23 protein-coding genes are annotated in these 24,010 nt (G+C 56.0%); 18 read left to right on the top strand and 5 right to left on the bottom strand.

Going from position 1 to position 24,010, the window contains the following annotated elements; translation table 11 throughout:
• Positions 1–325: 325 nt before the first annotated feature.
• Together E0L21_RS04520 and E0L21_RS04515 are read left to right on the top strand one after the other, a co-directional pair.
• On the top strand, positions 326–937 hold the full coding sequence (locus E0L21_RS04520) for a DUF2238 domain-containing protein (RefSeq protein WP_131407157.1): 612 nt from the start codon (positions 326–328) through the stop codon (positions 935–937).
• Between the two features lie 78 nt (positions 938–1,015).
• Positions 1,016–1,969, top strand: coding sequence for a nickel/cobalt transporter (locus E0L21_RS04515; protein ID WP_131407453.1), 954 nt, complete (start codon positions 1,016–1,018; stop codon positions 1,967–1,969).
• A 35-nt stretch (positions 1,970–2,004) separates the two neighbouring features.
• On the opposite strand, the gene proP is transcribed toward E0L21_RS04515, so the two are convergent.
• Entirely contained in the window at positions 2,005–3,507 is a 1,503-nt protein-coding gene (proP, locus tag E0L21_RS04510) for a glycine betaine/L-proline transporter ProP (RefSeq protein WP_131407155.1), read from the bottom strand.
• Between the two features lie 651 nt (positions 3,508–4,158).
• Here proP and kdgT point away from each other — a divergent pair.
• Positions 4,159–5,157, top strand: coding sequence for a 2-keto-3-deoxygluconate transporter (gene kdgT / locus E0L21_RS04505; protein WP_131407153.1), 999 nt, complete (start codon positions 4,159–4,161; stop codon positions 5,155–5,157).
• A gap of 213 nt (positions 5,158–5,370) precedes the next feature.
• Here the strand turns inward: kdgT and E0L21_RS04500 are convergent, their stop codons facing one another.
• Positions 5,371–6,249 (bottom strand): diguanylate cyclase regulator RdcB family protein, encoded by an 879-nt coding sequence (locus tag E0L21_RS04500; protein ID WP_131407151.1) that lies wholly within the window; start codon positions 6,247–6,249, stop codon positions 5,371–5,373.
• Entirely contained in the window at positions 6,246–8,600 is a 2,355-nt protein-coding gene (gene crfC, locus E0L21_RS04495) for a clamp-binding protein CrfC (protein ID WP_131407149.1), read from the bottom strand. The genes E0L21_RS04500 and crfC overlap by 4 nt, the downstream gene beginning before the upstream one ends.
• A gap of 602 nt (positions 8,601–9,202) precedes the next feature.
• On the opposite strand from crfC, the gene E0L21_RS04490 reads away from it, so the two are divergent.
• From E0L21_RS04490 to E0L21_RS04430, 13 genes are all read left to right on the top strand, one after another.
• A complete protein-coding gene (locus E0L21_RS04490; protein WP_017459520.1) occupies positions 9,203–9,538 on the top strand; it encodes a zinc ribbon domain-containing protein YjdM in 336 nt (111 codons plus the stop codon).
• 93 nt (positions 9,539–9,631) lie between these two features.
• On the top strand, positions 9,632–10,078 hold the full coding sequence (gene yjdN, locus E0L21_RS04485; protein ID WP_131407147.1) for a VOC family metalloprotein YjdN: 447 nt from the start codon (positions 9,632–9,634) through the stop codon (positions 10,076–10,078).
• Positions 10,079–10,237: 159 nt separating this feature from the next.
• Complete coding sequence (gene phnF, locus E0L21_RS04480; protein ID WP_131407451.1) at positions 10,238–10,963, top strand: phosphonate metabolism transcriptional regulator PhnF; 726 nt, start codon at positions 10,238–10,240, stop codon at positions 10,961–10,963.
• The gene (phnG, locus tag E0L21_RS04475) at positions 10,964–11,416 is read left to right on the top strand and encodes a phosphonate C-P lyase system protein PhnG (protein WP_131407145.1); all 453 of its coding nucleotides are present in this window, start codon (positions 10,964–10,966) and stop codon (positions 11,414–11,416) included.
• Positions 11,413–11,997: a phosphonate C-P lyase system protein PhnH gene (phnH, locus tag E0L21_RS04470; RefSeq protein WP_131407143.1), complete on the top strand. Its 585-nt coding sequence runs from the start codon at positions 11,413–11,415 to the stop codon at positions 11,995–11,997. The genes phnG and phnH overlap by 4 nt, the downstream gene beginning before the upstream one ends.
• Positions 11,997–13,061, top strand: coding sequence for a carbon-phosphorus lyase complex subunit PhnI (locus E0L21_RS04465; RefSeq protein ID WP_131407141.1), 1,065 nt, complete (start codon positions 11,997–11,999; stop codon positions 13,059–13,061). Before phnH ends, E0L21_RS04465 begins: the two co-directional genes overlap by 1 nt.
• Complete coding sequence (locus tag E0L21_RS04460; RefSeq protein WP_131407140.1) at positions 13,054–13,902, top strand: alpha-D-ribose 1-methylphosphonate 5-phosphate C-P-lyase PhnJ; 849 nt, start codon at positions 13,054–13,056, stop codon at positions 13,900–13,902. Before E0L21_RS04465 ends, E0L21_RS04460 begins: the two co-directional genes overlap by 8 nt.
• The gene (gene phnK / locus E0L21_RS04455; RefSeq protein ID WP_131407138.1) at positions 13,899–14,657 is read left to right on the top strand and encodes a phosphonate C-P lyase system protein PhnK; all 759 of its coding nucleotides are present in this window, start codon (positions 13,899–13,901) and stop codon (positions 14,655–14,657) included. The genes E0L21_RS04460 and phnK overlap by 4 nt, the downstream gene beginning before the upstream one ends.
• Before the next feature lie 10 nt (positions 14,658–14,667).
• Positions 14,668–15,354, top strand: a complete 687-nt coding sequence (gene phnL, locus E0L21_RS04450; protein WP_131407449.1) for a phosphonate C-P lyase system protein PhnL — start codon at positions 14,668–14,670, stop codon at positions 15,352–15,354.
• The gene (gene phnM, locus E0L21_RS04445; RefSeq protein WP_131407136.1) at positions 15,351–16,487 is read left to right on the top strand and encodes an alpha-D-ribose 1-methylphosphonate 5-triphosphate diphosphatase; all 1,137 of its coding nucleotides are present in this window, start codon (positions 15,351–15,353) and stop codon (positions 16,485–16,487) included. The genes phnL and phnM overlap by 4 nt, the downstream gene beginning before the upstream one ends.
• Positions 16,484–17,035, top strand: coding sequence for a ribose 1,5-bisphosphokinase (gene phnN / locus E0L21_RS04440; protein WP_131407134.1), 552 nt, complete (start codon positions 16,484–16,486; stop codon positions 17,033–17,035). The genes phnM and phnN overlap by 4 nt, the downstream gene beginning before the upstream one ends.
• A gap of 60 nt (positions 17,036–17,095) precedes the next feature.
• A complete protein-coding gene (phnP, locus tag E0L21_RS04435; protein WP_131407132.1) occupies positions 17,096–17,854 on the top strand; it encodes a phosphonate metabolism protein PhnP in 759 nt (252 codons plus the stop codon).
• A gap of 206 nt (positions 17,855–18,060) precedes the next feature.
• Positions 18,061–18,396 (top strand): low molecular weight protein tyrosine phosphatase family protein, encoded by a 336-nt coding sequence (locus E0L21_RS04430; RefSeq protein WP_131407129.1) that lies wholly within the window; start codon positions 18,061–18,063, stop codon positions 18,394–18,396.
• Positions 18,397–18,401: 5 nt separating this feature from the next.
• Here E0L21_RS04430 and yjdP read toward each other — a convergent pair whose 3' ends face one another.
• A complete protein-coding gene (gene yjdP / locus E0L21_RS04425; RefSeq protein WP_131407127.1) occupies positions 18,402–18,713 on the bottom strand; it encodes a DDRRRQL repeat protein YjdP in 312 nt (103 codons plus the stop codon).
• Between the two features lie 80 nt (positions 18,714–18,793).
• Complete coding sequence (locus E0L21_RS04420; RefSeq protein ID WP_131407124.1) at positions 18,794–21,358, bottom strand: ATP-binding protein; 2,565 nt, start codon at positions 21,356–21,358, stop codon at positions 18,794–18,796.
• Between the two features lie 125 nt (positions 21,359–21,483).
• Between E0L21_RS04420 and E0L21_RS04415 the strand changes: the two genes are divergently transcribed.
• Positions 21,484–23,007 carry a sugar ABC transporter ATP-binding protein gene (locus tag E0L21_RS04415; protein WP_131407122.1) on the top strand — a complete coding sequence of 508 codons (1,524 nt, stop codon included), beginning with the start codon at positions 21,484–21,486 and terminating at the stop codon, positions 23,005–23,007.
• Positions 23,000–24,001 (top strand): ABC transporter permease subunit, encoded by a 1,002-nt coding sequence (locus E0L21_RS04410; RefSeq protein ID WP_131407119.1) that lies wholly within the window; start codon positions 23,000–23,002, stop codon positions 23,999–24,001. The genes E0L21_RS04415 and E0L21_RS04410 overlap by 8 nt, the downstream gene beginning before the upstream one ends.
• The last annotated feature ends 9 nt before the right edge of the window (positions 24,002–24,010 follow it).

Genomic DNA, 24,010 nt, shown 5'->3' with positions numbered 1-24,010 from the left:
GGCCAGCGCGACAAGCGCGCTGTTCAACGCCTGACGGCGTTAGTCCGAGTCCGGGCACCACTTATTCAGAGAACCCGCCCAAAAGGCGGGTTTTTGCTTTTGGGGATTCGGACTCTCCATCGAACTGCGTTCGATTATTCGCCCCACATGTTTGTTAACCGGCCCTGCCACCCTGCGGGCCTCCACATCACTGGAATGTTTTCGCCACACACAACTCTTCATTGCTCTCTCCTGTCACGCCAGTTTGTTCTGCTGAAAAGCGCAGCGCCTTGTTTTTCCCGGCAATCGCGTCAATAGTGTCTTTTTTCCTGAAACGGATATTCCTATGGTTAAGAGCGTGAATCGCGCCTCGCTGTCTGCGGCGGCGCTGGTGCTGTTAGTGATCCTTATCTATACCGGCTGGTTTGCCAAAGACCGGGTGACCTGGCTGATGGAAGTGGTTCCGGTAATGATTGTCGTGCCATTGCTGCTCGTCACCTGGCGCCGTTATCCGCTGACATCTCTGCTGTATGGACTGATCTTTTTCCATGCCATTATTCTGATGGTCGGCGGAATGTATACCTACGCTAAAGTCCCGGTTGGTTTTGATGTGCAACATCTTTTAGGGCTGAGCCGTAACCCCTATGACAAACTCGGTCACTTCTTCCAGGGGCTGGTGCCAGCGCTTGCAGCCAGAGAAATTCTCCTGCGCGGGCAATATGTGCGGGGCGGGAAGATGCTCGATTTTATCGTCTGCTGCATTGCGCTGGCGATGAGTGCCACCTACGAATTAATTGAGTGGTGGGCGGCGCTGGCAATGGGCCAGGGCGCGGACGAGTTTCTCGGCACCCAGGGCGATCCGTGGGATACCCAGTCGGATATGTTCTGTGCCCTGCTTGGCGCGCTGACTACGGTGCTGTTACTGGGACGCTGGCACAAACGGCTGCTCAACGCCTAAGACAAATTGCGGCGAAGACTGGAGCCAACGGTGTTCGCCGCCTATACTCCGGGCATTACCCCCAACGCCCACACACTTATGACCACGCAACTTCTCACCCGCGACTGGCGCTTGCCCGCCGCCGTTATCCTGCTGGCGGTGGTGCTGGGTGTCGCCTTCACATTACATGCGCACTGGGCGGCCTTTTTGCAATGGTGCCTGGCAACGCAAATCACCCTGCACCGCTATCTGGTGATGTATTTGCTGCAACTGAACAACCACCAGTACAGCGGCGGTTTATGGCTGCTCACCGGCGCTTTCTTTTATGGCGTGCTGCACGCTATTGGCCCTGGTCACGGCAAATTTATCGTTACCACCTGGCTTAGCACCAACAACGAAAGCCAGACCGCGGCGCGTGTCATTCCCGTGCTGGGCAGCCTGATGCAAGGCGTCAGCGCCATTTTGTTCGTTTTTATTCTGGCGGTCGGTTTCAACCTTGCCGCAGGCGATCTCAGTGAAAGTCGCTGGTACGTTGAGAAAATAAGCGCGGTGATGATTGGCGGTTTTGGTGCGTTTGTCGTCTGGAATGCCCTGAAAAGCCTGAAGCCGCGCAAGCTGGCAATCCGCTCGCTTACCCCCGCGCATCAGCACGACGCTCATTGTGGTTGCGGCCACCACGGCGTTGGCGTTAGCACGCAAGGCGACTGGAAAACGCGTCTCGGCGTGATCCTCGCTATCGGCGCGCGTCCGTGCAGCGGTGCGATCATGATTTTGCTCTTCGCCAATGCACTCGGCATCGTAACCTGGGGCATTGCTGCGGTGATGACCATGGCCACCGGCACTGCGCTGTCGATCGCCGGGTTGTCGCTGGCGGTGCGTTATGCGCGTAACAGCACGGCAGCGTTTTTTGGCGGAGAAGCAAGCACGTTACACAGGTTCGTTCCGGCGTTGAAAATTGTCGGTGGCGCGGCGCTGATTCTGTTTGCAGTGGTGCTGTTTTTAACCGTTATTCCGGTAAGTGCGAACGGGGATTATATTGCGGCGGGATGTTAAAAAATCCCGGATGACAGCGCCATCCGGGATAGTCATTACTCGTTTATTTTTGGATGTTGCTGCACCAGGCGCGTACGCTTTTCCTGCAACTGGGCGATCTCTTCATCGATGTCTTCGATTTTTTGCTCAATGTTATCGTGATGCTCCTGCAAGATTTCCCGCGCTTCCTGCAAATCCGACGCCGCCGGGGTCGCCCCTTTCAGCGGTAAGTTCGCCGTTTCTTTCATGGTCAGGCCGGTAATCAGACCAATCACCGCCACAATCATCAAGTAATAGGCAGGCATGAGCAGGTTAGCCGAGCTTTCCACCAGCCATGCTGTCAGCGTCGGCGTCAGACCGGCGATCAAGATAGAGATGTTGAACGCGCTCGCCAGCGCACTGTAGCGAAGATGTGTCGGGAACATCGCCGGTAACGTTGACGCCATCACCCCGGTAAAGCAGTTCAGCACCACCGCCAGCATCAGCAGACCGGCGAAGATCAGGCCAATAATGTTGCTGTTAATCATAATGAAGGCCGGGATCGCCAGCACAAACAGCGCAATACTACCCAGAATGACAAACGGACGACGGCCAAAACGGTCGCTTAACAGCCCCATCACCGGCTGTACAAACAACATACCAATCATAATAGCAATGATGATCAGCACGCCGTGATCTTCGGAATAGTGCAGGTTATGCGACAGGTAACTTGGCATGTAAGTTAGCAGCATGTAATAGGTCACGTTGGTGGAAATCACCAGACCAATACAGGTCAGCAGGCTGCGCCAGTGTTTAGTCGCAATCTCTTTAAACGAGACTTTCGGCCCCTCCTGCAATCCCTGGCGATCGCCCTGCTCCAGTTTGTCGACGTGCTGCTGGAATGCCGGAGTCTCTTCAAGCGCATGGCGCAGATAGAGTCCAATTAACCCCAGCGGCAGCGCCAGGAAGAACGGGATACGCCAGCCCCAGTCGAGGAAGTTATCCTCACCGACAATGGTAGAAAGCAGAACCACTACGCCCGCGCCGAGCACAAAACCGGCGATGGAACCGAAGTCCAGCCAGCTACCCATAAAGCCGCGTTTTCGATCCGGCGAGTATTCGGCGACAAAGATAGATGCCCCGGTGTATTCGCCCCCAACCGAGAAGCCCTGCGCCATCTTACACAGCAGCAGTAAAATCGGCGCCCAGATACCAATGGTGGCATACGACGGGATCAGACCAATACAGAAGGTGCTGACGGACATGATCACTATCGTTATCGCGAGGATTTTTTGTCGGCCGTATTTATCACCCAACATGCCGAAGAACAGGCCGCCTAACGGACGAATCAAGAACGGAACGGAGAAGGTCCCAAGCGCGGCAATCATCTGTACGCTGGGGTTTGCATCGGGGAAGAACACCTTACCAAGGGCGTAGGCCACAAAGCCGTAAACGCCGAAATCAAACCACTCCATGGCATTACCCAACGATGCGGCAGTAATCGCTTTACGCAACTTGCCATCATCAATAATGGTCACATCACGCAAGGTGATGGGCTTAATTTTTTTCCTTTTTAGCATGCATCTATTCCTCTTTAGACTTTCGCCCTGAACCGCCCGGCGTACTCTCCCTGCCGGGCGTTTTAAATGGCTTTTCAGCCTTCCAGTTCAAGCGTAGCAGGTTTACTTACACGGGCTGTTTAAAGCCTGTACAACCGAACCTGTTGACGCCTGTCGGGCAGTGAATGGCCTTTTTACCCTAACAGGGTTTAAAAATGTGATCAAATTCACACCCTTTTCCTCCGCAATAATCCTCCTCACAGTTTTCACTCTTTTTCCACCGCCGGGAATAAGAAACATCTAATGCTAAGCGGGCTGAAAAAGCATCGGTAATAACCCACGTTATTATGATCTTACTTCTTTATCCCACATATTTCGTCACAACTCATTTACAGCAAAAATAAATAATCAAACCTCAGATTATTTTTACGCAAAATATGTGATCAATGTAACTAAAACATTGTTTCATTCTTATTGAATAGATATTCCATTGATCAGATGATAGCGACATAAACCCGCAACACGGCGCAATGCAATGTCTTTTTGATGCGGAAACCAGCGGCAATCAATAGCGAATGCCCTGCCTAAGAAATTCTTTAATGAATTGAAAATATTCACTTTTAATTTTTAGCTTTCCTCGTTCATGGTAATGACGAGCAGTGAGGATTTATTATGAAAATCAAGGCCACGATAGAACGCATTCCTGGCGGGATGATGCTGGTTCCGCTGCTGTTAGGCGCAATTTTGAATACGCTGGCACCGGATACAGGTGCTTATTTCGGCTCATTCACAAAAGGAATGATTACCGGCACTGTACCCATCCTCGCCGTGTGGTTTTTCTGTATCGGCGCATCCATTGATTTACGCGCTACCGGCACCGTTTTACGTAAATCCGGCACGCTGGTGCTCACCAAAATCGCCGTCGCCTGGGTAGTGGCGATGATCGCCGCATCGTTTATTCCGGATACCGGCATCCAAACCGGATTCTTCGCCGGGCTTTCCGTGCTGGCACTGGTGTCAGCCATGGATATGACCAACGGCGGCCTGTACGCAAGCCTGATGAACCAGTACGGCAGCAAAGAGGAGTCCGGCGCGTTTGTGTTGATGTCGCTGGAATCCGGCCCGCTGATGACGATGGTGATCCTTGGCTCCGCGGGTCTGGCATCCTTTGAGCCACACCACTTTGTTGGCGCCGTGCTGCCGTTCCTGATTGGTTTCGCGTTGGGTAATCTTGACCACGATTTACGCGCGTTCTTCAGTAAAGCAACGCCGGTGCTGATCCCGTTCTTCGGCTTCGCGCTGGGTAACACCATCAACCTGAGCGTCATCATGCAAACCGGCCTGCTGGGCATCTTCCTCGGCGTTGCGGTGATCATCATCACCGGTATTCCGCTGATTATCGCCGACCGTGTAATTGGCGGCGGCAACGGAACGGCAGGTGTCGCGGCCTCGTCTGCGGCAGGCGCGGCGGTGGCGAACCCGGTGATTATCGCGCAGATCAACCCGGCGTTTGAACCGGTTGCCGCCTCCGCAACCGCACTGGTAGCTGCGAGTGTAATCGTGACGGCTATTCTGGTGCCGATTATCACCGCGCTGTATGCGAAACGCTTCGGTGATGTGCCGCAAGCGAAAGAGAAAGCAGAGAACCCCGTCGAATCGACAGGACACTAAAGGTGCTCGATCAAAAAAGCCCCGTCAGGGGCTTTTTTGTTGCCAGTAGAAAACCGCATCCGCCGCGCGCGATCAGCAACAAATGTTGGCTCTGGCATGCACTCGCGCATGACGGGGAGAAAATACACCTTACGGGTTTTGACTAACCCTTTCACCGCGACTCAATGCCATCTTTATATATAAAAGGCGGATGTTTACAGGTGTAAAAGCGGGTTACTCGCCAAATACTTCATCCACCATCGCCGTCGCGATGCGTGTCGCTGAACAGAGTCGCGGCATGCCCAGCGCTACTGTTTGCCAGCTCTGGGTGACAGACCAGCAGATCGGGTGGCGTTCAGCATCACACCAGTCGCCAAGCCAGCCGAGTAAATCTTTATAGTCCATCAATCCTGGCGTTGAGGGTGTCGCCAGCCATTGGTGGTAGAAATGTCGGGTCGCCGGAGAAGCATTAATACCCTGCGCCAGAAAATCGGTAGCCATCGCACGCAGATTATCTTTCAGCATCTTCGCCACACCTTCATTCGCCAGACGGCAGGCGTCACCAAACGCCCCCCAGCGCAACTCTTCCAGCGCGATGTAGCAGCGCCCGGCCATCGACCAGCCGTTGTAATTCCCGGCGCGCCAGTGGGCAAAAACTTGTTCGCTATGGTTCCCCGCCTGAACTGCCAGCCCGCGCTGAGTCAGCGCTTTCTCTTTCCACGCGGCGCGTTGGCTAAAATGATCAACCAGCTCGTCATATTGCTGCTGCACACCAGGCGTCGCGTTGGCAGGACGGCGCTCCGCTTGTTGCAACGTCGCCAGCCGCTCGGTAATGCGCGTTAATGCCAGATACCCCGGATCAAGCATGCTGGCCAGTTTTTCCGCCAGCCCCAGGCGCAGCGCATCGTTCTCATTTAATACGCCAGACATCGCCCACGGGCGCAGCTGCGTTTGCGCCATGATTTCCTGCGTCAGCCGCTCACGGAACAACTGCTGTTGGGGCACAATCGACGTCTGGCGCGGCGCATCGACACCCTGCACCAAATCCACGATAAATTTCGGATGAATACACTCAAGTACGCGTCCGGGCCCGTCCAGTAGTTGATTTTTCATGGTTGATCCGCCGCGAAGAGAGTTTGAATATCATCGCGTAACAGGCGTGCGTCTTCATGGATCCAATTGGCCGTCCTGATGCTGTGCTGCAACTGCTGGCGCAACGCCAACACTGACGATTCGTTCTGCTGCCGTATCGCCAGGCTGTCACGCAAACTTTCCTGTAGTCCCGCGAGACTTAACGAGAACTCGGCGAAAAATGTCGCCATTCCCGCCGTCACAGAAACATCGACCTGCGCGTTCAAAGCTTTAAGGATTTGTTCACAAAAATGAGCAACATGGTCGATAAGTTTCTTATTTAACGCCGTAAGGTCGATCACATAGCGGGTACGCGTTGCCACATAATCGTCCCACCCCCAACTGGGGTTATTCAGCCAGCGCGACACGGTTTCCCGCACGCTACCGCCGCGCGGCGCCTGCCCGGCCGGCAAATCTTGCGGCGCTATCACATTGGTAAACAACGAACGGGCGTTAAAGTTGAGCGCGCTCGCCTGGAAAGCAGGAAAACTGATACGCGCACGAAAACCCGCATGCGTAAGCTCCTCTTTTATACGCGTCTCAATCGGGCGCATCGCATCGTTCAACGAGCGCGCCAGCGTGTTTTCCAGTTCGTCGAAACGCTGCGCCAGCTCACGGCTGATGCGCTCCTGTGCCGCGACTAAAATCGTCTCACACACCGAGCGAATTTTACTGAGCGCAACCTGCGCCTGGCCTTCATTTTCCAGCACCAGTTGCCCCGGCGCGAAATGTTCATCAAAACGTAAATCAGCCTGGCTTTCTCTGACCATTGTCATGAGCTGACCATCATGGAACCAGGCATCAATAGCCTCAGTGATTTCAAATTGTTGACCATGGATATAGATCTCGGCTGCGGCGAGCGCCTCTTCCACTTCGTGTTCAATTTCATCGCTCACCCCCTCCTGGCTGCTACGCAGTAGCGCCATGTCCTCTTCCAGCCGGGAAATATTTTGCTCCAGCTTTTCATAAGCCACCGTTAATCCCTGGTAGCGAAAATCGAGGTACTCGCGGGCGCTTTGGGTGTAGTTCAGCAATTTATGCGACGCCGAACGCAGCGCATAAAGCGAGGCGTTAGCGTGTGCGGCATGCAGCAGTGTGCGAATGGGTTTTTCAAATAACGAATCTTCCCACAAGAGATCGGCGGCGTGGCGGATATGCTCAATATCGTCCAAATCGGTGTGGCGCCAGCGGCGTCCGAGTGCGGCTTCGGCGAAGTCCTGCACCCAGCGCTGTTCCTGCGGATCCGGCAAACGCCCCTGATGCTGCAGTTCGTGACGGGCGCGGTTCGCCAGATAACCCCACATTGATGAAACCGGGAAAATCTGTGCCGGGTTGATGTTTCCTTTCATTAACGTGCCGGAAATCAACACTTTGACCTGTTCTTCATCGTCGCTGTTGCGATCTTTCTGATCGAATTTATTCACCAGCGCATACAGCGGCACCGAACGGCCGACAGAGGAGATTGCGCGGCGCACTTCCTCATCAGAAATGGATTTAAGCTGTGTGTAGTCCATCACCGCCAGCACCGCCGAGGCGCGCGCAAGTTGCTCGCTGAGCATTTTTTGCAGATGCGGCTGCCCGGCTTCATTCGGCCCCGGGGTGTCCAGCAGTGTCAGTTGGCCCAGTTGATTATTCAGCCCGGCCAGATGCACAAACTCCACCTCAATCACCGGAATGTGTTCAATCGCCGCATACGCAGAAAAAGGAAAGTCCACATCCAGCGCTTTGGAAAGGCGTACAAGATCATTCAGGCTCTTCAGGCAATGGAAGATTGGCTCTGCGCCCAGATAGTGCTTATCAAAAGCATCGCCTTGCGCAATACGATCCAACAGCGCGGCCATGTCTTTATCGATTTCAATTTTTTGCGCCAGCTTTTCACGGTTGTAATTAAAGAGCCGCGTCTGAAGCTGTTGCGCAAGCGCGTCGATGGGCCCCACGTGAGAAAAGTGCAGCACCGGCTCTTTTTGACCCGGCGTATGGCGAATGAGGGTTGGTAGCGCGGTCATCGGCCGGTTGCGGTTGGGTAGCACTTCTGTGCCGACAATCGCGTTAATGGTGGTCGACTTCCCTGCCTTCATGGTACCGACAATTGCCAGCACCATTTCCAGCCGGGTAATTTTCCGTAATTCGTTATGCAGCGTCGCCTGCTGCGCTTCAACGCCACGCGCGCTGAAATGCAACGGCAAAACATTGGCGTTTTCCGCCTTACCGGTCGCGTTCGTCTCATCAAACGTCGCCGTCGGTATTTTTTTTAAAGCCTGGAGATTGTGCAAGGAAAGTTGTAACAGTCTTTCTGCTTCCTGGCTTAATTCAAAAATTGTTTGTGTGTGCATGTCAAAAGTCTTTCCTTAACGCAAATTTTCTTACTTTTATTTAGCCGGAATGTTTTATTAGTGAAGTTTCGGCTTTTATAATTACGTGTGGAAAATATCTTCGAAAAGATAAATACCTGATGATACTCAGGAAAATATATATTTTTTTTCTCAAAAAATGACAGCGTCGCAACTCCGGTGATAAAAACCAGAGAGTTTCAGCTTAGCTCATTTTCAGGAACAACCAGAATATATCATCATTTATTTACCCACCCAATTTGAGAGGTAATTACCGCCATTGCTGGCAGCGTAGCAGGCATGACAGTTTGGGTTCGAATAACACCAGATACTACACGCCACCTTATCTGAATTAGTAAATGCTGGCAATTTCCACCAGAAAATAATCTAAATAACTGGCATAAGCATTTACTCATCATGTTTCAGGGATAAGCATCGCTTAACCGAATGACAGGTTATGTCACTACTTTCATCTTTTTATGTTTTTTCTGAAAAAATAATAACAACGGCAATTGTACGGTTTTGCTGTATAATCGCAGCCTTTCTGGCGCTGAGCCTTTTGTGCGGTTTACCCCCGCTCTGTATGTACTTTCGAGGAACTCTCTATGCAACTTCCCCACTGCCCAAAATGTAATTCCGAATACACCTATGAAGATAATGGCATGTTCATTTGCCCGGAATGCGCTCACGAGTGGAACGATGCGGAACCTGCTCACGATGCAGATGAATTAATCGTCAAAGATGCTAACGGTAATCTTTTAGCCGACGGTGATAGCGTTACCGTAATTAAAGACTTGAAAGTAAAAGGCAGTTCTTCAATGTTGAAGATCGGCACCAAGGTAAAAAATATTCGTCTGGTCGAAGGCGATCATAATATTGATTGTAAAATCGACGGCTTTGGCCCAATGAAACTCAAATCTGAATTTGTTAAAAAGAATTGATGTTTTGGCGGGAAGTTTTTGCTTCCCGCCTGGTTTACTTTTTCCCGCAACGCCTACACTTAATGGCAGATTTCGTTACCCGAGGTAATGATTATGCCGCTCAATCCCTACATCTCTTTTTCTGGTCAGTGCGAACAGGCCATCGAGTTTTACCAACAGGCACTCCATGCCGAATTAACCTATAAGATAACATTTGGCGAAATGCCTAAGTCCCCGCAAGAGAGCAATAACGATGAAGGTTGCGCTGCGGGCCAGGCTTTTGCCGATAATGATATTGCCCATGCGAATTTACGCATTGCCGGTAGCGAAATAATGATGAGCGATGGCCGGCAAAACAGCGGGGATTACAGCGGTTTTACCTTAAGCCTCGCCACTCAGGATCTCGCGCAGGGCAAAGCCTGGTTTGATGCGCTTGCCGCTGACGGGCATATCACTATGCCGTGGCAGGAGACGTTTTGGGCGCACGGCTTTGGCATGGTGACCGATAAATTCGGTATTCCCTGGATGGTGAATGTCGCCAAAGCGCCACCCAACGCTTGATCCCCTCTTTAAGAAGGAGCCAATGGCTCCTTCTTTATTTCCTGCGGTTTTTCTTATTCGCCAAGATTCATCCTCGCGCAATCATCGTATAACCCAAATGCAACATTTGCGCTTCACGATAAGACCACTTTTTACCTGGCCCGCGGAGCTACAATGAGCATGCACTTGTCCAGACATCCGACCAGTTACCCCACGCGCTATCAGGAAATCGCCGCAAGGTTAGAGCAGGAGCTGCGCAGTAGCTATCGCTGCGGCGACTGGCTACCCGCCGAACAGCAACTGGCGACGCGTTTCGAGGTTAACCGCCACACATTACGCCGCGCGATTGATCAACTGGTGGAAAAAGGCTGGGTACAGCGCCGCCAGGGTGTTGGCGTGATGGTGCTGATGCGCCCGTTCGATTACCCCCTCAATGCACAGGCGCGCTTTAGCCAAAACCTACTCGATCAGGGCAGCCATCCCACCAGCGAACGTCTGCTGGCGGTGCTACGCCCAGCGTCTCAACACGTCGCCGATGCGTTAGGTATTCAGGAGGGCGACAACGTTATCCATCTGCGCACTCGCCGCCGGGTGAATGGCGTCGCGCTGTGCCTTATCGATCACTATTTCTCCGATCTGCAGTTATGGTCGCTGCTGCAACAGTTTGACAGCGGTTCGTTGCATGACTTTTTACGTGAACAGGCCGGGGTCAGCCTGAAACGCACCCAGACGCGCATCAGCGCCCGTCGCGCACAAGTTAAAGAGAGCCGCTGGCTGGAGATCCCCAATATGGCGCCGCTGCTCTGCGTGCGCACCCTCAACCATCGTGAAGGCGAGGTCAACGCCACGGAATACTCCGTCAGCCTGACGCGCGCCGACATGATTGAATTCACCATGGAGCACTGAATGCATTTTGATACGCCAACCCGACAGCGCTGGATGGCCGCACTCGCGCACTCCACGCCGGAGATGCTGCGCGGCCGAATGCGCACACTCGGGCTCGCCCCGGAATATGAACAGGTGCGCGCCCCACAGACAGGCCTGGTACAGATCCAGGCACGCATGGGCGCGACCGGTGAACGTTTCTTTCCCGGCGACGCCACGTTAACGCGGGCAGTTGTTCGCCTGGAGTGCGGCACGCTCGGTTTTAGCTGGGTGCTCGGGCGCGATAAAGGCCACGCCGAACGCTGCGCCGTCTGTGATGCGCTGTTGCAGGATCCTTCCTATTTCCAGACGTTAATGGAAACCCTTATTACCCCGCTGGAAGCGGACCGCGCCGCGCGCCTCACTGCGCGCCAGGCCGAAGTCAACGCCAGCCGGGTCGACTTCTTTACGCTGGTTCGCGGAGATAACGCATGACCTTACAACCCGCTTTCGCTTCGGCGGTTCACGATGCCCAACACTGTTTTCGCCGTCTGTTAAAAGCCATGAGCGAGCCGGGCGTGATTGTCTCGCTGCCGCAGTTAAAACATGGCTGGCCGCCGCTCAACCCGGCCACCACCAGCGTATTGCTGACGCTTGCCGATAACGACACGCCAATTTGGCTTTCCGCCGCCGTGGATAACGACATCGTGCGCCAGAACCTGCGCTTTCATACCAATGCGCCGCTGGTCGATCAACCGCAACAGTCGCTGTTCGCCATTGCCGACAGCACCCTGAGCGCCGAGCAACTGAGCGTGCTGCCGAGCGGCACGGATATCAGCCCGGAAAGCAGCGCGACCCTGATTTTACAGCTACCGGCGCTGAGCGGCGGGCGCATGCTGCGCCTGACCGGGCCGGGCATTCTGGAAGAACGCATGATTGCCCCGCAGTTGCCGGAGTGCATTACCGATGAGTTTACCGACCGCCCGCATTCGTTCCCGACAGGCATCGACGTGATCCTGACCTGCGGCGAACGCGCGCTGGCAATACCCAGAACCACGCTGGTGGAGGTGTACTGATGTACGTTGCTGTCAAGGGGGGCGAAAAAGCCATCGCCGCTGCCCACGCGCTGCAGGAGCATAAACGCCGTGGCGACGCGGAGCTTGCGGAGCTGAGTGCTGCGCAAATCGCCGACCAGTTACACCTGGCGGTCGATCGTGTAATGACCGAAGGAGGCATTGCCGATCGGGAACTGGCAGCGCTGGCGTTAAAACAGGCGAGCGGCGATAACGTCGAAGCCATCTTTCTGCTGCGTGCTTACCGCACCACGCTGCCGCGCCTGGCCGTGAGCGAACCCATCGACAGCGCGAAAATGCGTTTAGAACGCCGCATCTCGGCGGTTTACAAAGATATTCCCGGCGGCCAATTGCTTGGCCCCACTTACGATTACACCCACCGCCTGCTTGATTTTACCCTGCTCGCCGAAGGTGAAACGCCGACGCTCACCACGCGCGAAGAGCAGCAGGACGCCGCCCCGCACGTGTTCAGTTTGCTGGTTAATGAAGGGCTGGCAAAAGCCGAACAGGACAACGGCACCGTGCCGGGCGACATTACCCGCCAGCCGCCGGTTTACCCCTGTTCGCGCTCTTCGCGTTTGCAACAACTGGCGCGCGGCGACGAGGGTTACTTGTTGGCGCTCGCTTACTCTACCCAGCGCGGCTACGGTCGCAACCACCCGTTCGCCGGCGAGATCCGCAGTGGCTACATCGATGTGGAAATTGTGCCAGAAGAGCTGGGTTTTGCGGTAAACGTCGGCGAACTGCTGATAACCGAATGCGAAATGGTCAATGGCTTTATCGCACCGCAGGATGAACCACCCCACTTTACCCGCGGCTACGGGCTGGTGTTCGGCATGAGCGAGCGCAAAGCGATGGCGATGGCGCTGGTGGACCGTGCCCTGCAAGCCGCTGACTACGGCGAGCCGATTAAAAGCCCGGCGCAGGACGAAGAGTTTGTGCTGGCGCACGCGGATAACGTTGAAGCGGCGGGCTTTGTCTCGCACCTGAAACTCCCCCACTACGTTGATTTCCAGGCGGAACTGGATTTGCTCAGACAACTGCAACAGGAGAAACGCCGTGGCTAACGCGCTAACCGGTTACAACTTTGCTTTTCTTGATGAGCAAACCAAACGCATGATCCGCCGCGCGCTGCTCAAAGCGGTGGCGATCCCCGGTTACCAGGTGCCGTTTGGCGGGCGCGAAATGCCGATGCCCTATGGCTGGGGCACCGGCGGCATTCAGCTCACCGCCAGCGTGATTGGCGAAGATGACGTGCTGAAAGTGATCGACCAGGGCGCGGACGATACCACTAACGCTGTCTCAATCCGCCAGTTCTTTACCCGCGTTACTGGCGTGGAAACCACCGAGCGCACCGCTGAAGCCACGCTGATTCAAACACGCCACCGCATTCCCGAAATGCCGCTCAAAGAAGACCAGATTTTGATTTACCAGGTGCCGATCCCGGAGCCACTACGCTTTATCGAGCCGCGCGAGACAGAAACCCGCACCATGCACGCGCTGGAAGAGTACGGCGTGATGCAGGTGAAGCTGTACGAGGACATTGCGCGTTTTGGCAACTTCACCACCCGCTATGCATGGCCGGTAAAAGTAAACGAGCGCTACGTGATGGACCCGTCGCCAATCCCGGCGTTCGATAACCCGAAAATGCACATGATGCCCGCCCTGCAACTGTTTGGTGCCGGGCGTGAAAAGCGTATTTACGCCGTGCCGCCCTACACGCAGGTGGTGAGCCTCGATTTTGAGGATTACCCCTTCGCGCCGCAAAAGTGGGATCAGCCGTGCGCCATTTGCGGTTCAACCCACAGCTATCTCGATGAAGTGGTGCTGGATGATACCGGCACGCGCATGTTCGTCTGCTCCGACACCGATTATTGCCGCCAACAGAGTGAGGCTTTACGCAAATGACCCAACCGCTGCTTTCGGTGAATCACCTTTCCCATCTTTATGCGCCAGGCAAGGGCTTTCAGGATGTCTCTTTCGATTTGTGGCCGGGCGAAGTGCTGGGCATTGTCGGTGAGTCTGGCTCTGGTAAAACCACGCTGCTGAATGCCATTTCGGCGCGCCTGGTGCCCCAGCACGGCACCATCACTTACCAGGCGCGCGATCTCTATGCGATGAGCGAAGCCGAACGCCGCCGCTTGCTGCGCACCGAGTGGGGCGTGGTACATCAGCATCCGCTGGATGGCCTGCGCCGCCAGGTTTCCGCCGGTGGCAATATCGGCGAACGTTTGATGGCAACCGGGGCGCGACATTACGGCGATATCCGTGGCCGTGCCGAGCAGTGGCTCAGCGATGTTGAGATCCCACCCTCGCGCATTGACGACCTGCCGACCACCTTTTCCGGCGGCATGCAGCAGCGCCTGCAAATCGCCCGTAACCTGGTCACTCGCCCGAAACTGGTATTTATGGATGAGCCCACCGGCGGGCTGGATGTTTCAGTACAGGCGCGTTTGCTCGACCTGCTGCGCGGCCTGGTGGTGGAGATGAACCTTGCCGTGGTGATGGTGACCCATGATTTGGGCGTCGCGCGGCTGCTGGCAAACCGCTTGCTGGTGATGAAACAAGGTCAGGTGGTGGAAAGTGGGTTAACCGATCGGGTGCTCGACGATCCGCACCACCCTTACACCCAATTGCTGGTCTCCTCGGTATTGCAAAATTAAGGAGTGGATGATGACTGTTTTGCGTGTGGAAAATGTCAGCAAGACCTTTGTCCTGCATCATCAAAACGGTGTGCGCCTGCCGGTGCTGCGCGAGACATCGCTCAGCGTCGAGGCCGGTGAATGCGTCGTGCTGCACGGTCATTCCGGGAGTGGGAAATCGACCCTGCTGCGCTCGCTATATGCCAACTACCTGCCCGATGCCGGGCATATTCATGTCAAACACGGCGACGAATGGGTGGATTTGGTACAGGCTCCGGCGCGTAAAGTGCTGGAAGTGCGCCGCCACACCATTGGCTGGGTCAGCCAGTTTTTACGCGTTATTCCCCGCGTTAGCGCGCTGGATGTGGTAATGCAACCACTGCTGGAACAGGGCATTGACCGCGAACAGTGCGCGCAAAAAGCGGGTGAACTGCTCACCCGGCTGAATGTGCCGGAACGCTTGTGGCACCTCGCTCCCGCGACCTTTTCCGGCGGTGAGCAGCAGCGCGTCAATATTGCGCGCGGGTTTATCGTCGACTACCCGATTTTGCTGCTCGATGAACCTACCGCTTCGCTGGATGAGAAAAACAGCGCCGCCGTCGTTGAACTGATCGCGCTGGCGAAAGCGCGCGGCGCAGCGATTGTCGGCATCTTTCATGATGGCGCAGTCCGGGAACATGTCGCCGACCGCCTTTACCCGATGGGGATCTCCGCATGATTATCAACAACGTAAAACTGATCCTCGAAGACGAGGTGATCAGCGGCTCGCTGGAAGTTCGTGACGGCGTGATTCGTGCTTTTGCCGAAACCCAAAGCCGCCAGCCCGGTGCGCATGATGGCGATGGCGGCTGGCTGATGCCGGGGCTTATTGAACTGCATACGGATAACCTGGATAAGTTTTTCACCCCACGCCCGAAAGTGGACTGGCCCGCCCATTCCGCGATGAGCAGCCACGACGCGCTGATGGTCGCCAGCGGGATTACGACAGTGCTGGATGCGGTAGCCATTGGCGATGTGCGCGACGGCGGCGACCGGCTGGAAAATCTGGAAAAGATGATCAATGCCGTGGAGGATTCGCAAAAACGCGGGTTGAACCGCGCGGAGCATCGCCTGCACCTGCGCTGTGAACTGCCGCATCATACGACTCTGCCACTGTTTGAAAAACTGGTTGGCCGCGAGCCCGTTGCGCTGGTGTCGCTGATGGACCACTCACCGGGACAGCGCCAGTACGCCAGCTATGAGAAGTATCGTGAATATTATCAGGGCAAATATCACCTCACCGATGAGCAGATGGATCACTTTGAACAGGAGCAACTGGCGCTCGCCGCGCAGTGGTCGCAGCCAAACCGGCTAGCCATCGCCGCAATATGCAACGCGCGCAACCTGCCGCTTGCCAGCCATGATGACGCCACGCGCGAGCACGTTGTCGAATCGCACCAGTTAGGCAGCGTGATTGCCGAATTTCCGACCACTTTCGCGGCGGCGGAAGCCTCGCGTGACCATGGATTAAGTGTGCTGATGGGCGCGCCCAATATCGTGCGCGGCGGTTCCCATTCCGGCAACGTGGCGGCACACAAACTGGCGCAACTTGGCATGCTGGATATTTTATCGTCCGACTACTACCCCGCCAGCCTGCTGGATGCGGTGTTTCGCGTGGCCAGCGATGAAGAGAATGATTTCAGCCTGGAGAAAGCGGTTCACCTGGTGACCAAAAACCCGGCACAGGCGCTGAATCTTAACGATCGCGGCGTGATTGGCGAAGGGAAGCGGGCGGATCTGGTGCTGGCGCACCACAAAGGCGACCACGTACGCATTGATCACGTCTGGCGCGAGGGGAAAAGGGTGTTCTGATGGGCAGACTGATCTGGTTAATGGGGCCGTCCGGCGCGGGCAAAGACTCGCTGCTGGCGGCGCTGCGCCAGCGGGAACACCCGCAATTACTGGTTGCGCACCGCTACATCACCCGCCCGGCCAGCGCCGGGAGTGAGAACCATATCGCGTTGAGTGAGAAGGAGTTTTTCACTCGCGACGAGCAGCATCTGTTTACGCTGAGCTGGCATGCCAACGACTTTTATTACGGCATTGGCGCAGAGATTGATCTCTGGCTACAGGCCGGGTTTGATGTGGTGGTAAACGGTTCGCGCGGGCATCTGCAACAGGCACAAACGCAATATGGCGACACGCTGATGCCAGTCTACGTGCAGGTTTCGCCAGCCATTTTGCGCCAGCGTCTGGAAAAACGGGGGCGAGAGAGCGCCACAGAGATTGAAGCGCGGCTGGAACGTGCGGCGCGTTACCAGCCTGGCAACTGCCTGACACTGAATAACGACGGCAGTTTGCTACAGTCAGTAGAAGGACTGGTCATGCTGATTCGTGCGCAACAAGGGAAAAGCGCGTAATGATGTCGGCGTAGCGTTGCTGCGCCGGTTACGTTGACTCCACCGTGAAAGCGAGGCGCTATGAGCCTGACAATTACCCTCACCGGCACCGGCGGTGCGCAGCTAGTGCCAGTTTTTGGTTGCGACTGCAAAGCCTGCCTCCGCGCCCGTCAAAACGAAGCCTATCGCCGCAGGCCCTGCAGCGCAGTAGTCAAATTTAACGACGCGGTGACGCTGCTCGACGCCGGTATTCCCGATCTGATGGATAACTTCCCCGCCGGTCACATTCAGCAATTCCTGCTTACCCACTATCACATGGATCATGTGCAGGGGCTGTTCCCATTGCGCTGGGGCGTGGGCGATAAAATCCCGGTCTATGGCCCGCCGGATGAACAAGGCTGCGACGATCTGTTTAAGCACCCCGGCCTGCTCGATTTCAGCCATACCGTTGAACCGTTTGTGGTGTTTGATTTGCAAGGTTTACAGGTGACACCGCTGCCGCTGAACCATTCGAAACTCACCTTTGGCTATTTGTTCGAATCGGCGCACAGCCGGGTGGCGTGGCTGTCGGATACCGGCGGGTTGCCGGACAAGACGCTGAAATTTTTGCTCAATAATCATCCGCAAGTCGTGGTGATAGATTGTTCTTATGAACCGCGTGCGCAAACGCCGAAAAATCACTGCGATTTGAACACGGTTATCGCCCTGAATGAGGTGATTGGCTGCCCAAGAGTTATCCTAACGCATATCAGTCATGTCTTTGATCAATGGATGATGAAAAACCCGCTGCCGACGGGAATTGAAGCAGGGTATGATGGCATGCGGATTGTGCTGGATTAGACCGCACAATATGGATATATTCGTCGCATCTTTTCCGGTGGAAGCGGAATAAGCAGACGCAGCCTGTAAAGAGGTCGTTTGAGGGATTAAGCGTACAGACTCGAAGCAAAAAAGTTGTTGCGCATAACGCAACGGGGTCTTACTTACCCGCGTGTGACCTGGTAGTTATTAGCACATCGCGGCTTTGACAGAGTATTGAGCTTGCCATGAATGTGCTTTTTATTTGTAGCCGAAACCAATGGCGCAGCCCCACAGCTGAGCAGGTTTTTCGCCGCTACCCGGGGCTAAATGCCCGTTCCGCTGGCACGCAGCGCCAGGCGAGAAAAACCGTCTCCCCCGCCATTCTCTCCTGGGCGGATGTTATCTGCGTCATGGAAGAGCATCACAAAAGCCGGATTCTGGAAGACTTCAGTCGCCTGGTGCAGCATAAACCGGTTTATGTGCTGGATATTCCCGATCACTATCACTTTATGGACCCGCAACTGGTCGCACTGCTGGAAGATGTTGTTCCGCTGCGTCTGGGCTTACGCATCCCTGCGTAGCCGCGTTAGCGATAGTCATCGTCTTCCAGCCTGCGCTGCTCATCCTCCAGCTGGCGCCGCTCGCGATCGAGCTGGCGCTGGCGGTCATCCAATTGACGGCGCCGGTCCTCAAGCTGCTGATAACGGTCGTCATACTGCCTGCGCTGGTCGCGGTTCTGATAGTCGTCATCGCGCCTGTCATCGCGGCTATCCGGGTTATACGCTTCGCCAATCGCCCGCTGGATATTACCAATCGCATCATCAATCATATCCGCGTGGGCAACCTGACCACTGAGTAAGAGAGCGCCGAGCACCAGCGCGTTCGCGTAACGTTTCATAAAGGCCAGCCTCAAATAGGGACGAGGCTTACGTTAATTCAACCACTCATGCGCCGAGTAGCGGAGGAATCTCAAATCCACTACGCCGCAATGCGCCGCAATGCCTGGGCGAGCTGTAGGCGGGTAAACGGTTTACGCAGCAACTCGACATCCGGCAAAGCAGGGTTATGCGCCGGGCGCAGATCCTGGCCGCTTATTAGCAACAATGGCAGTTGCGGGTAGTGCTGACGCGCAAGGTTAATCACTTCCGCACCGCTTAACGTACCGGGCAACATCAGGTCGCTAATCAGCGCGCCAATCTCCGGCGACGCGCTCAGCAGTTGCAGCGCCTGCTCGCCGCTTTCGGCCTCCAGCGTTAAATACCCCAGCTCATGCAGCTGTTCACATAGCGTCTGGCGCACATCCGCTTCATCTTCCAGCACCAGAATCAGCGTGTCGCGGGTATCGCGCACTTGCGCCAAATCTGGCTCGGGGTGATTGACCACCTGCACTGCCGCGCGCGGCAATTGCAAACGCACCGTGGTGCCTTGCCCTGGCGCGCTTTCAATCTCTACCCGCCCGCCGGACTGGCGGACAAAGCCGTAAACCATCGACAGCCCTAACCCGCTACCGCTGCCGGTCTGCTTGGTGGTGAAGAACGGTTCAAACACCTGCGCTTTGACCTCTTGCGACATCCCGCAGCCGTGATCCACCACTTCCAGCGCCACCATATCCTGCTTGCGTCCGTCGCTGCGGGTCACGCGCTGGTTCCAAGTGCGCACTTTGATAACGCCGCTTTGTCCTTCCATGGCATCGCGGGCGTTCATCACCAAATTGATGATGGCGTTTTCCAGTTGACCGACATCGATCCACGCCGGCCACGCCGGGTTCTGCGCCTCGATCTCCAGCGTCAATGTGGCGGGCAGGGAATGGCGCATCAGCTCACCAAGGTTTTCCAGCAACGGTTGCATCTCAACCGCGTGCGGATGCAACGACTGTTTACGCGAAAACGCCAGCAAGCGCTGCGTGAGTAACGCCCCGCGCTCGGCGGCTTTCAGCGCCCGCGTGATACGTGGCGCATCCGGCGAACCGGGTGCGACCAGTTCAAGGCTGCCGATGATCACCGCCAGCAAATTATTAAAATCATGCGCCAGGCCGCCGGTTAGCTGCCCGACCGCTTTCATCTTCTGGCTGTGCAACAATTCGGCTTCCAGCCCTTTACGCTCGGTTCGGTCCAGTACCACGTTGACCATTCCGCGCCCCGGCACCGGGCTGAAGCGCAGCTCAATGGTGCGGTCATCCGCCAGCCGCAACTCCTGCGGTTTTGGCAGCGGGCGGGCGAGATTCTCCTGCACATGGCCGGGTAAATCACTCACCTGATGCAGTAAACGCTGGTAATGCTGGCCCCGCTGAAGCGCGTCGGCGGTTAATCCCAGCAGCAGCGGATATTGCGGGTTCCACACTACCAGGCAACCTTGGTTATCAAACAGGGCAAAGCCATCGCGCATGGCGTGAAAAGTGGTTTCCAGTTGCGTGCTTTTCTCTTTCAGCAGCTTTGAGGTGTGCTCCAGCGAGGCGGTGTTACGGGCAAAGACGTTAAACGCGCGCGCCAGTTCGCCCAGCTCGTCACGCCGCTGCAAACCTGGCACGGAAACGTCCTGTTCACCGTGCGCCAGCCGCGACATCGCACGCGAAATCGCGGTTAAATTAGACCCCAGGTTACGGTAGATATACCACCCGGCAAAGCCGGTGATCACCAGCGCCAACAGCGCGAAAATGCTGATAAACGCAATGATGGATCGCATCTCCCGGTGGCTCTGCGCGGTGCGCAGTTCAGAGGCTTTCGCCACTTCAGAGACGTACTGGTTAATGTCGCTGTTGAGCAGCGCCACCAGCGCTTTGATATGAAACATCGACCAGCTGATCGCCAGATCGCTCTCTTCCAGTTGCAGCGACAGCGGCTCCAGTTTGCGCAACTCGGCGCTGAAATCAGGCAGGATAAACGCCACTACCGGGCTGGTGCTTTGCAACGGGAGTTCTGCCATCACCTCAGACAGCTGCTTGATGGTTGGGCGCGGAGAAGGTGTTTGAATGGCGGCAACGATGAGCCGGTCCATCTCTTCCAGCAGGCGACTGTCGGGGATATTTCCCCCTTCCCGCGTATTTATCTCCTGTAAATGACGCAGGTAGCTTTGGCTTTGGTAGAGCGAGCTGAGCAGCGCGTTGCGCTCCAGGTGACGGCGCTGCCCGCGTTGCAGCATTTCGGTGACGCTTTGCTGTAGCTCATGGCTGCGCCGGGTAATCTGCGCCACCAGTTGCGGTTCCAGCTTCGCCAGTGGCGCATTCGCCAGTTGGTTAAGCGAGTGTTGCAGCGCACTTTGCATCGCTTTCAGCCGCTCAGCTTCGCCTTTGTACTCCAGCGCCCCCACCACCTGCGACAAACGCACCGCCGCCGTGGCGACATTGGCGGTATCGCGCGCCAGGTTCATGCTGCCGGTCATATCGTCCAGTGTCTGCTGCTGCACCTGTTCCTGAATCTGGCTGGCATGACGAAAGCCGAACACCGCCACGCCGCACACCATTAAGGTCACCGCCACCACTAACACATTGAAAAACAGCAGCCGTCCACGGGCGCTGGAAAAAAACGAATTCGCGCGATACGGCATAGTGGCTCCACAAGAGGCTCAACGCGGTTGCGTGGCGTCACTATGACAAATATGAACAGCTTCTGACATTGTGCATTTACGAACGTGTGATGAAGTGCGGATATCGTCCTTCCGAGGAGCCTGACATGAGCACAACGCCCGTTCTGGAGATGCGCAACATTGCCAAAGCGTTTGGCAAGTTTTACGCGCTCAAAGGGGTGGACCTGACGGTCTGGCCCGGCGAGATCCACGCGCTGATGGGGGAAAACGGCGCGGGCAAAAGTACGTTAATGAAAATCCTTGCCGGGGCTTACAGCGCCACCAGCGGCGAGATCCTGATTGACAGCCAGCCCTATACGATAAAAGGCCCGAAAGACGCGCTGGCGGCGGGCATCACTTTGATTTACCAGGAGATGCAGCTCGCGCCCAATCTTACCGTCGCCGAAAACATTTTTCTCGGTAGCGAAATCGCCCGCGGCGGCCTGGTACAGCGCAAAGAGATGGCGGCACAAGCGCAGGCGGTGATCGATCGCCTTGGCGCAAATTTTAAAGCCACCGACCGGGTGATGACGTTAACCATCGCCGAGCAACAGCAGGTGGAGATCGCCCGCGCATTGCATCGCAACAGCCGCATCCTGGTGATGGATGAACCCACCGCCGCCCTCTCCTCGCGTGAAACTCACCGCCTGTTCGAACTGATCCTGCGCCTGCGCGATCAAGGCATGGCGATTATTTATATCAGCCACCGCATGGCGGAAGTGTATGAGCTTTCCGATCGCGTCAGCGTACTGCGCGACGGGCAATACGTCGGCAGCCTGACCCGCGACCAACTCAACGCCTCCGAACTGGTTCGTATGATGGTCGGGCGGCCGCTCAGCGATCTGTTTAACAAAGAGCGAGACATTCCGCTCGGCAACCCACGGTTGAACATTCACAACCTGACTGATAACGAAAAGATCCGGCCGGTCAGTTTGCATGTCCGCGCCGGGGAGATCGTCGGCCTTGCCGGGCTGGTTGGCGCAGGACGATCGGAACTGGCGCAGCTCATCTTCGGCGTGCGCAAAGCCACCGGCGGCATGATCGAAGTCGATGGCGAACCGGTGGTGATCCACTCCCCGCGCGCTGCCATTGATTTGGGCATTGGTTTTTTGACCGAAAACCGCAAAGAACAAGGGCTGTTTCTCGAACTGGCGGCGCAGGAGAACATCACCATGGCGACGCTTGAGCGCGATGCTGCCTGGGGAATGCTCGATCGCAAGAAAGCGCAGTCGATCTCCGATGATGCCATCAAGCTGCTCAACATCCGCGTACCGCACGCGCAAGTCCGGGCGGGCGGGCTCTCCGGCGGCAACCAGCAAAAGCTGCTGATCTCGCGCTGGGTCGCCATCGGCCCACGCATTTTGATCCTCGATGAGCCAACGCGCGGTGTCGATGTCGGCGCAAAAAGTGAGATCTACAGGATCATGAACCAGATGGCGCGCAAAGGCGTGGCGATCCTGATGATCTCCAGTGAGTTACCGGAAGTGGTCGGCATGAGCGATCGCGTGTATGTCATGCGCGAAGGCGACATTGCCGGAGAGTTACTCAACGGCGACATCACCCAGGAAAACATAATGACGCTGGCGACCGGCGTTAACGAATCCCTACACCCGGCGGTACACCATGACTGATTCCAAAGAAAATACAGCCACCGAGGTCGCCAAATCGGCCTCCGCCAAAAAAATGTTGATGGGCGATCTGATGCAAACGGTCGGCATCTTGCCGATTTTGATCCTCATTGTCGCCGTGTTTGGCTTTATCACGCCGAACTTCTTTACCGAAAGCAATTTGCTGAACATTACCCGCCAGGCGTCGATCAACATCGTGCTGGCGGCGGGGATGACCTTCATCATTCTGACCGGCGGCATCGACCTCTCTGTCGGTTCGATCCTGGGCACCACGGCGGTGGCGGCAATGGTGGTGTCGTTAATGCCGGAGCTCTCCATGCTGTCGGTTCCGGCGGCGCTAATGCTTGGCCTGGTGCTGGGGTTATTTAACGGTGTGCTGGTCGCGTTTGCCGGGTTACCGCCGTTTATTGTCACACTCGGCACTTATACCGCGCTGCGCGGTGCGGCCTACCTGCTGGCCGATGGCACCACGGTGATTAACTCCGACATCAGTTTTGAATGGATCGGCAATAACTACCTCGGCCCGGTGCCGTGGCTGGTGGTGATCGCACTCGCGGTGATCGCGGTGTGCTGGTTCATTCTGCGCCGCACCACGCTTGGCGTTCATATTTACGCGGTCGGCGGCAATATGCAGGCCGCACGCCTGACCGGCATCAAAGTGTGGCTGGTTTTACTGTTCGTCTACGGCATGAGCGGGTTGCTCTCCGGTCTTGGCGGGGTGATGAGCGCCTCGCGATTGTACAGCGCCAACGGCAACCTCGGCATGGGCTATGAGCTGGACGCCATCGCGGCAGTGATTCTCGGTGGCACCAGCTTTGTCGGCGGGATTGGCACCATCACCGGCACGCTGGTGGGGGCGCTGATTATCGCCACCTTAAACAACGGGATGACGCTGATGGGCGTCTCCTACTTCTGGCAATTGGTGATCAAAGGGGCGGTGATCATCATAGCGGTGCTGATTGACAAATACCGTACCCGGCATCATCAGGCAGCATAACAATACCCT

The organism is Kosakonia quasisacchari (assembly GCF_004331415.1).
Taxonomy (GTDB): domain Bacteria; phylum Pseudomonadota; class Gammaproteobacteria; order Enterobacterales; family Enterobacteriaceae; genus Kosakonia; species Kosakonia quasisacchari.
Note: the sequence above shows the minus strand (reverse complement) of the source record. Positions and strands in the feature narration are given on the sequence as shown.

Excerpts from the sequence above, each read along its gene's own strand:
- E0L21_RS04520 (WP_131407157.1), top strand. The coding sequence starts at position 326 with ATGGTTAAGAGCGTGAATCGCGCCTCGCTGTCTGCGGCGGCGCTGGTG.
- E0L21_RS04515 (WP_131407453.1), top strand. The coding sequence starts at position 1,016 with ATGACCACGCAACTTCTCACCCGCGACTGGCGCTTGCCCGCCGCCGTT.
- proP (WP_131407155.1), bottom strand. The coding sequence starts at position 3,507 with ATGCTAAAAAGGAAAAAAATTAAGCCCATCACCTTGCGTGATGTGACC.
- kdgT (WP_131407153.1), top strand. The coding sequence starts at position 4,159 with ATGAAAATCAAGGCCACGATAGAACGCATTCCTGGCGGGATGATGCTG.
- E0L21_RS04500 (WP_131407151.1), bottom strand. The coding sequence starts at position 6,249 with ATGAAAAATCAACTACTGGACGGGCCCGGACGCGTACTTGAGTGTATT.
- crfC (WP_131407149.1), bottom strand. The coding sequence starts at position 8,600 with ATGCACACACAAACAATTTTTGAATTAAGCCAGGAAGCAGAAAGACTG.
- E0L21_RS04490 (WP_017459520.1), top strand. The coding sequence starts at position 9,203 with ATGCAACTTCCCCACTGCCCAAAATGTAATTCCGAATACACCTATGAA.
- yjdN (WP_131407147.1), top strand. The coding sequence starts at position 9,632 with ATGCCGCTCAATCCCTACATCTCTTTTTCTGGTCAGTGCGAACAGGCC.
- phnF (WP_131407451.1), top strand. The coding sequence starts at position 10,238 with ATGCACTTGTCCAGACATCCGACCAGTTACCCCACGCGCTATCAGGAA.
- phnG (WP_131407145.1), top strand. The coding sequence starts at position 10,964 with ATGCATTTTGATACGCCAACCCGACAGCGCTGGATGGCCGCACTCGCG.
- phnH (WP_131407143.1), top strand. The coding sequence starts at position 11,413 with ATGACCTTACAACCCGCTTTCGCTTCGGCGGTTCACGATGCCCAACAC.
- E0L21_RS04465 (WP_131407141.1), top strand. The coding sequence starts at position 11,997 with ATGTACGTTGCTGTCAAGGGGGGCGAAAAAGCCATCGCCGCTGCCCAC.
- phnK (WP_131407138.1), top strand. The coding sequence starts at position 13,899 with ATGACCCAACCGCTGCTTTCGGTGAATCACCTTTCCCATCTTTATGCG.
- phnL (WP_131407449.1), top strand. The coding sequence starts at position 14,668 with ATGACTGTTTTGCGTGTGGAAAATGTCAGCAAGACCTTTGTCCTGCAT.
- phnM (WP_131407136.1), top strand. The coding sequence starts at position 15,351 with ATGATTATCAACAACGTAAAACTGATCCTCGAAGACGAGGTGATCAGC.
- phnP (WP_131407132.1), top strand. The coding sequence starts at position 17,096 with ATGAGCCTGACAATTACCCTCACCGGCACCGGCGGTGCGCAGCTAGTG.
- E0L21_RS04430 (WP_131407129.1), top strand. The coding sequence starts at position 18,061 with ATGAATGTGCTTTTTATTTGTAGCCGAAACCAATGGCGCAGCCCCACA.
- yjdP (WP_131407127.1), bottom strand. The coding sequence starts at position 18,713 with ATGAAACGTTACGCGAACGCGCTGGTGCTCGGCGCTCTCTTACTCAGT.
- E0L21_RS04420 (WP_131407124.1), bottom strand. The coding sequence starts at position 21,358 with ATGCCGTATCGCGCGAATTCGTTTTTTTCCAGCGCCCGTGGACGGCTG.
- E0L21_RS04415 (WP_131407122.1), top strand. The coding sequence starts at position 21,484 with ATGAGCACAACGCCCGTTCTGGAGATGCGCAACATTGCCAAAGCGTTT.
- E0L21_RS04410 (WP_131407119.1), top strand. The coding sequence starts at position 23,000 with ATGACTGATTCCAAAGAAAATACAGCCACCGAGGTCGCCAAATCGGCC.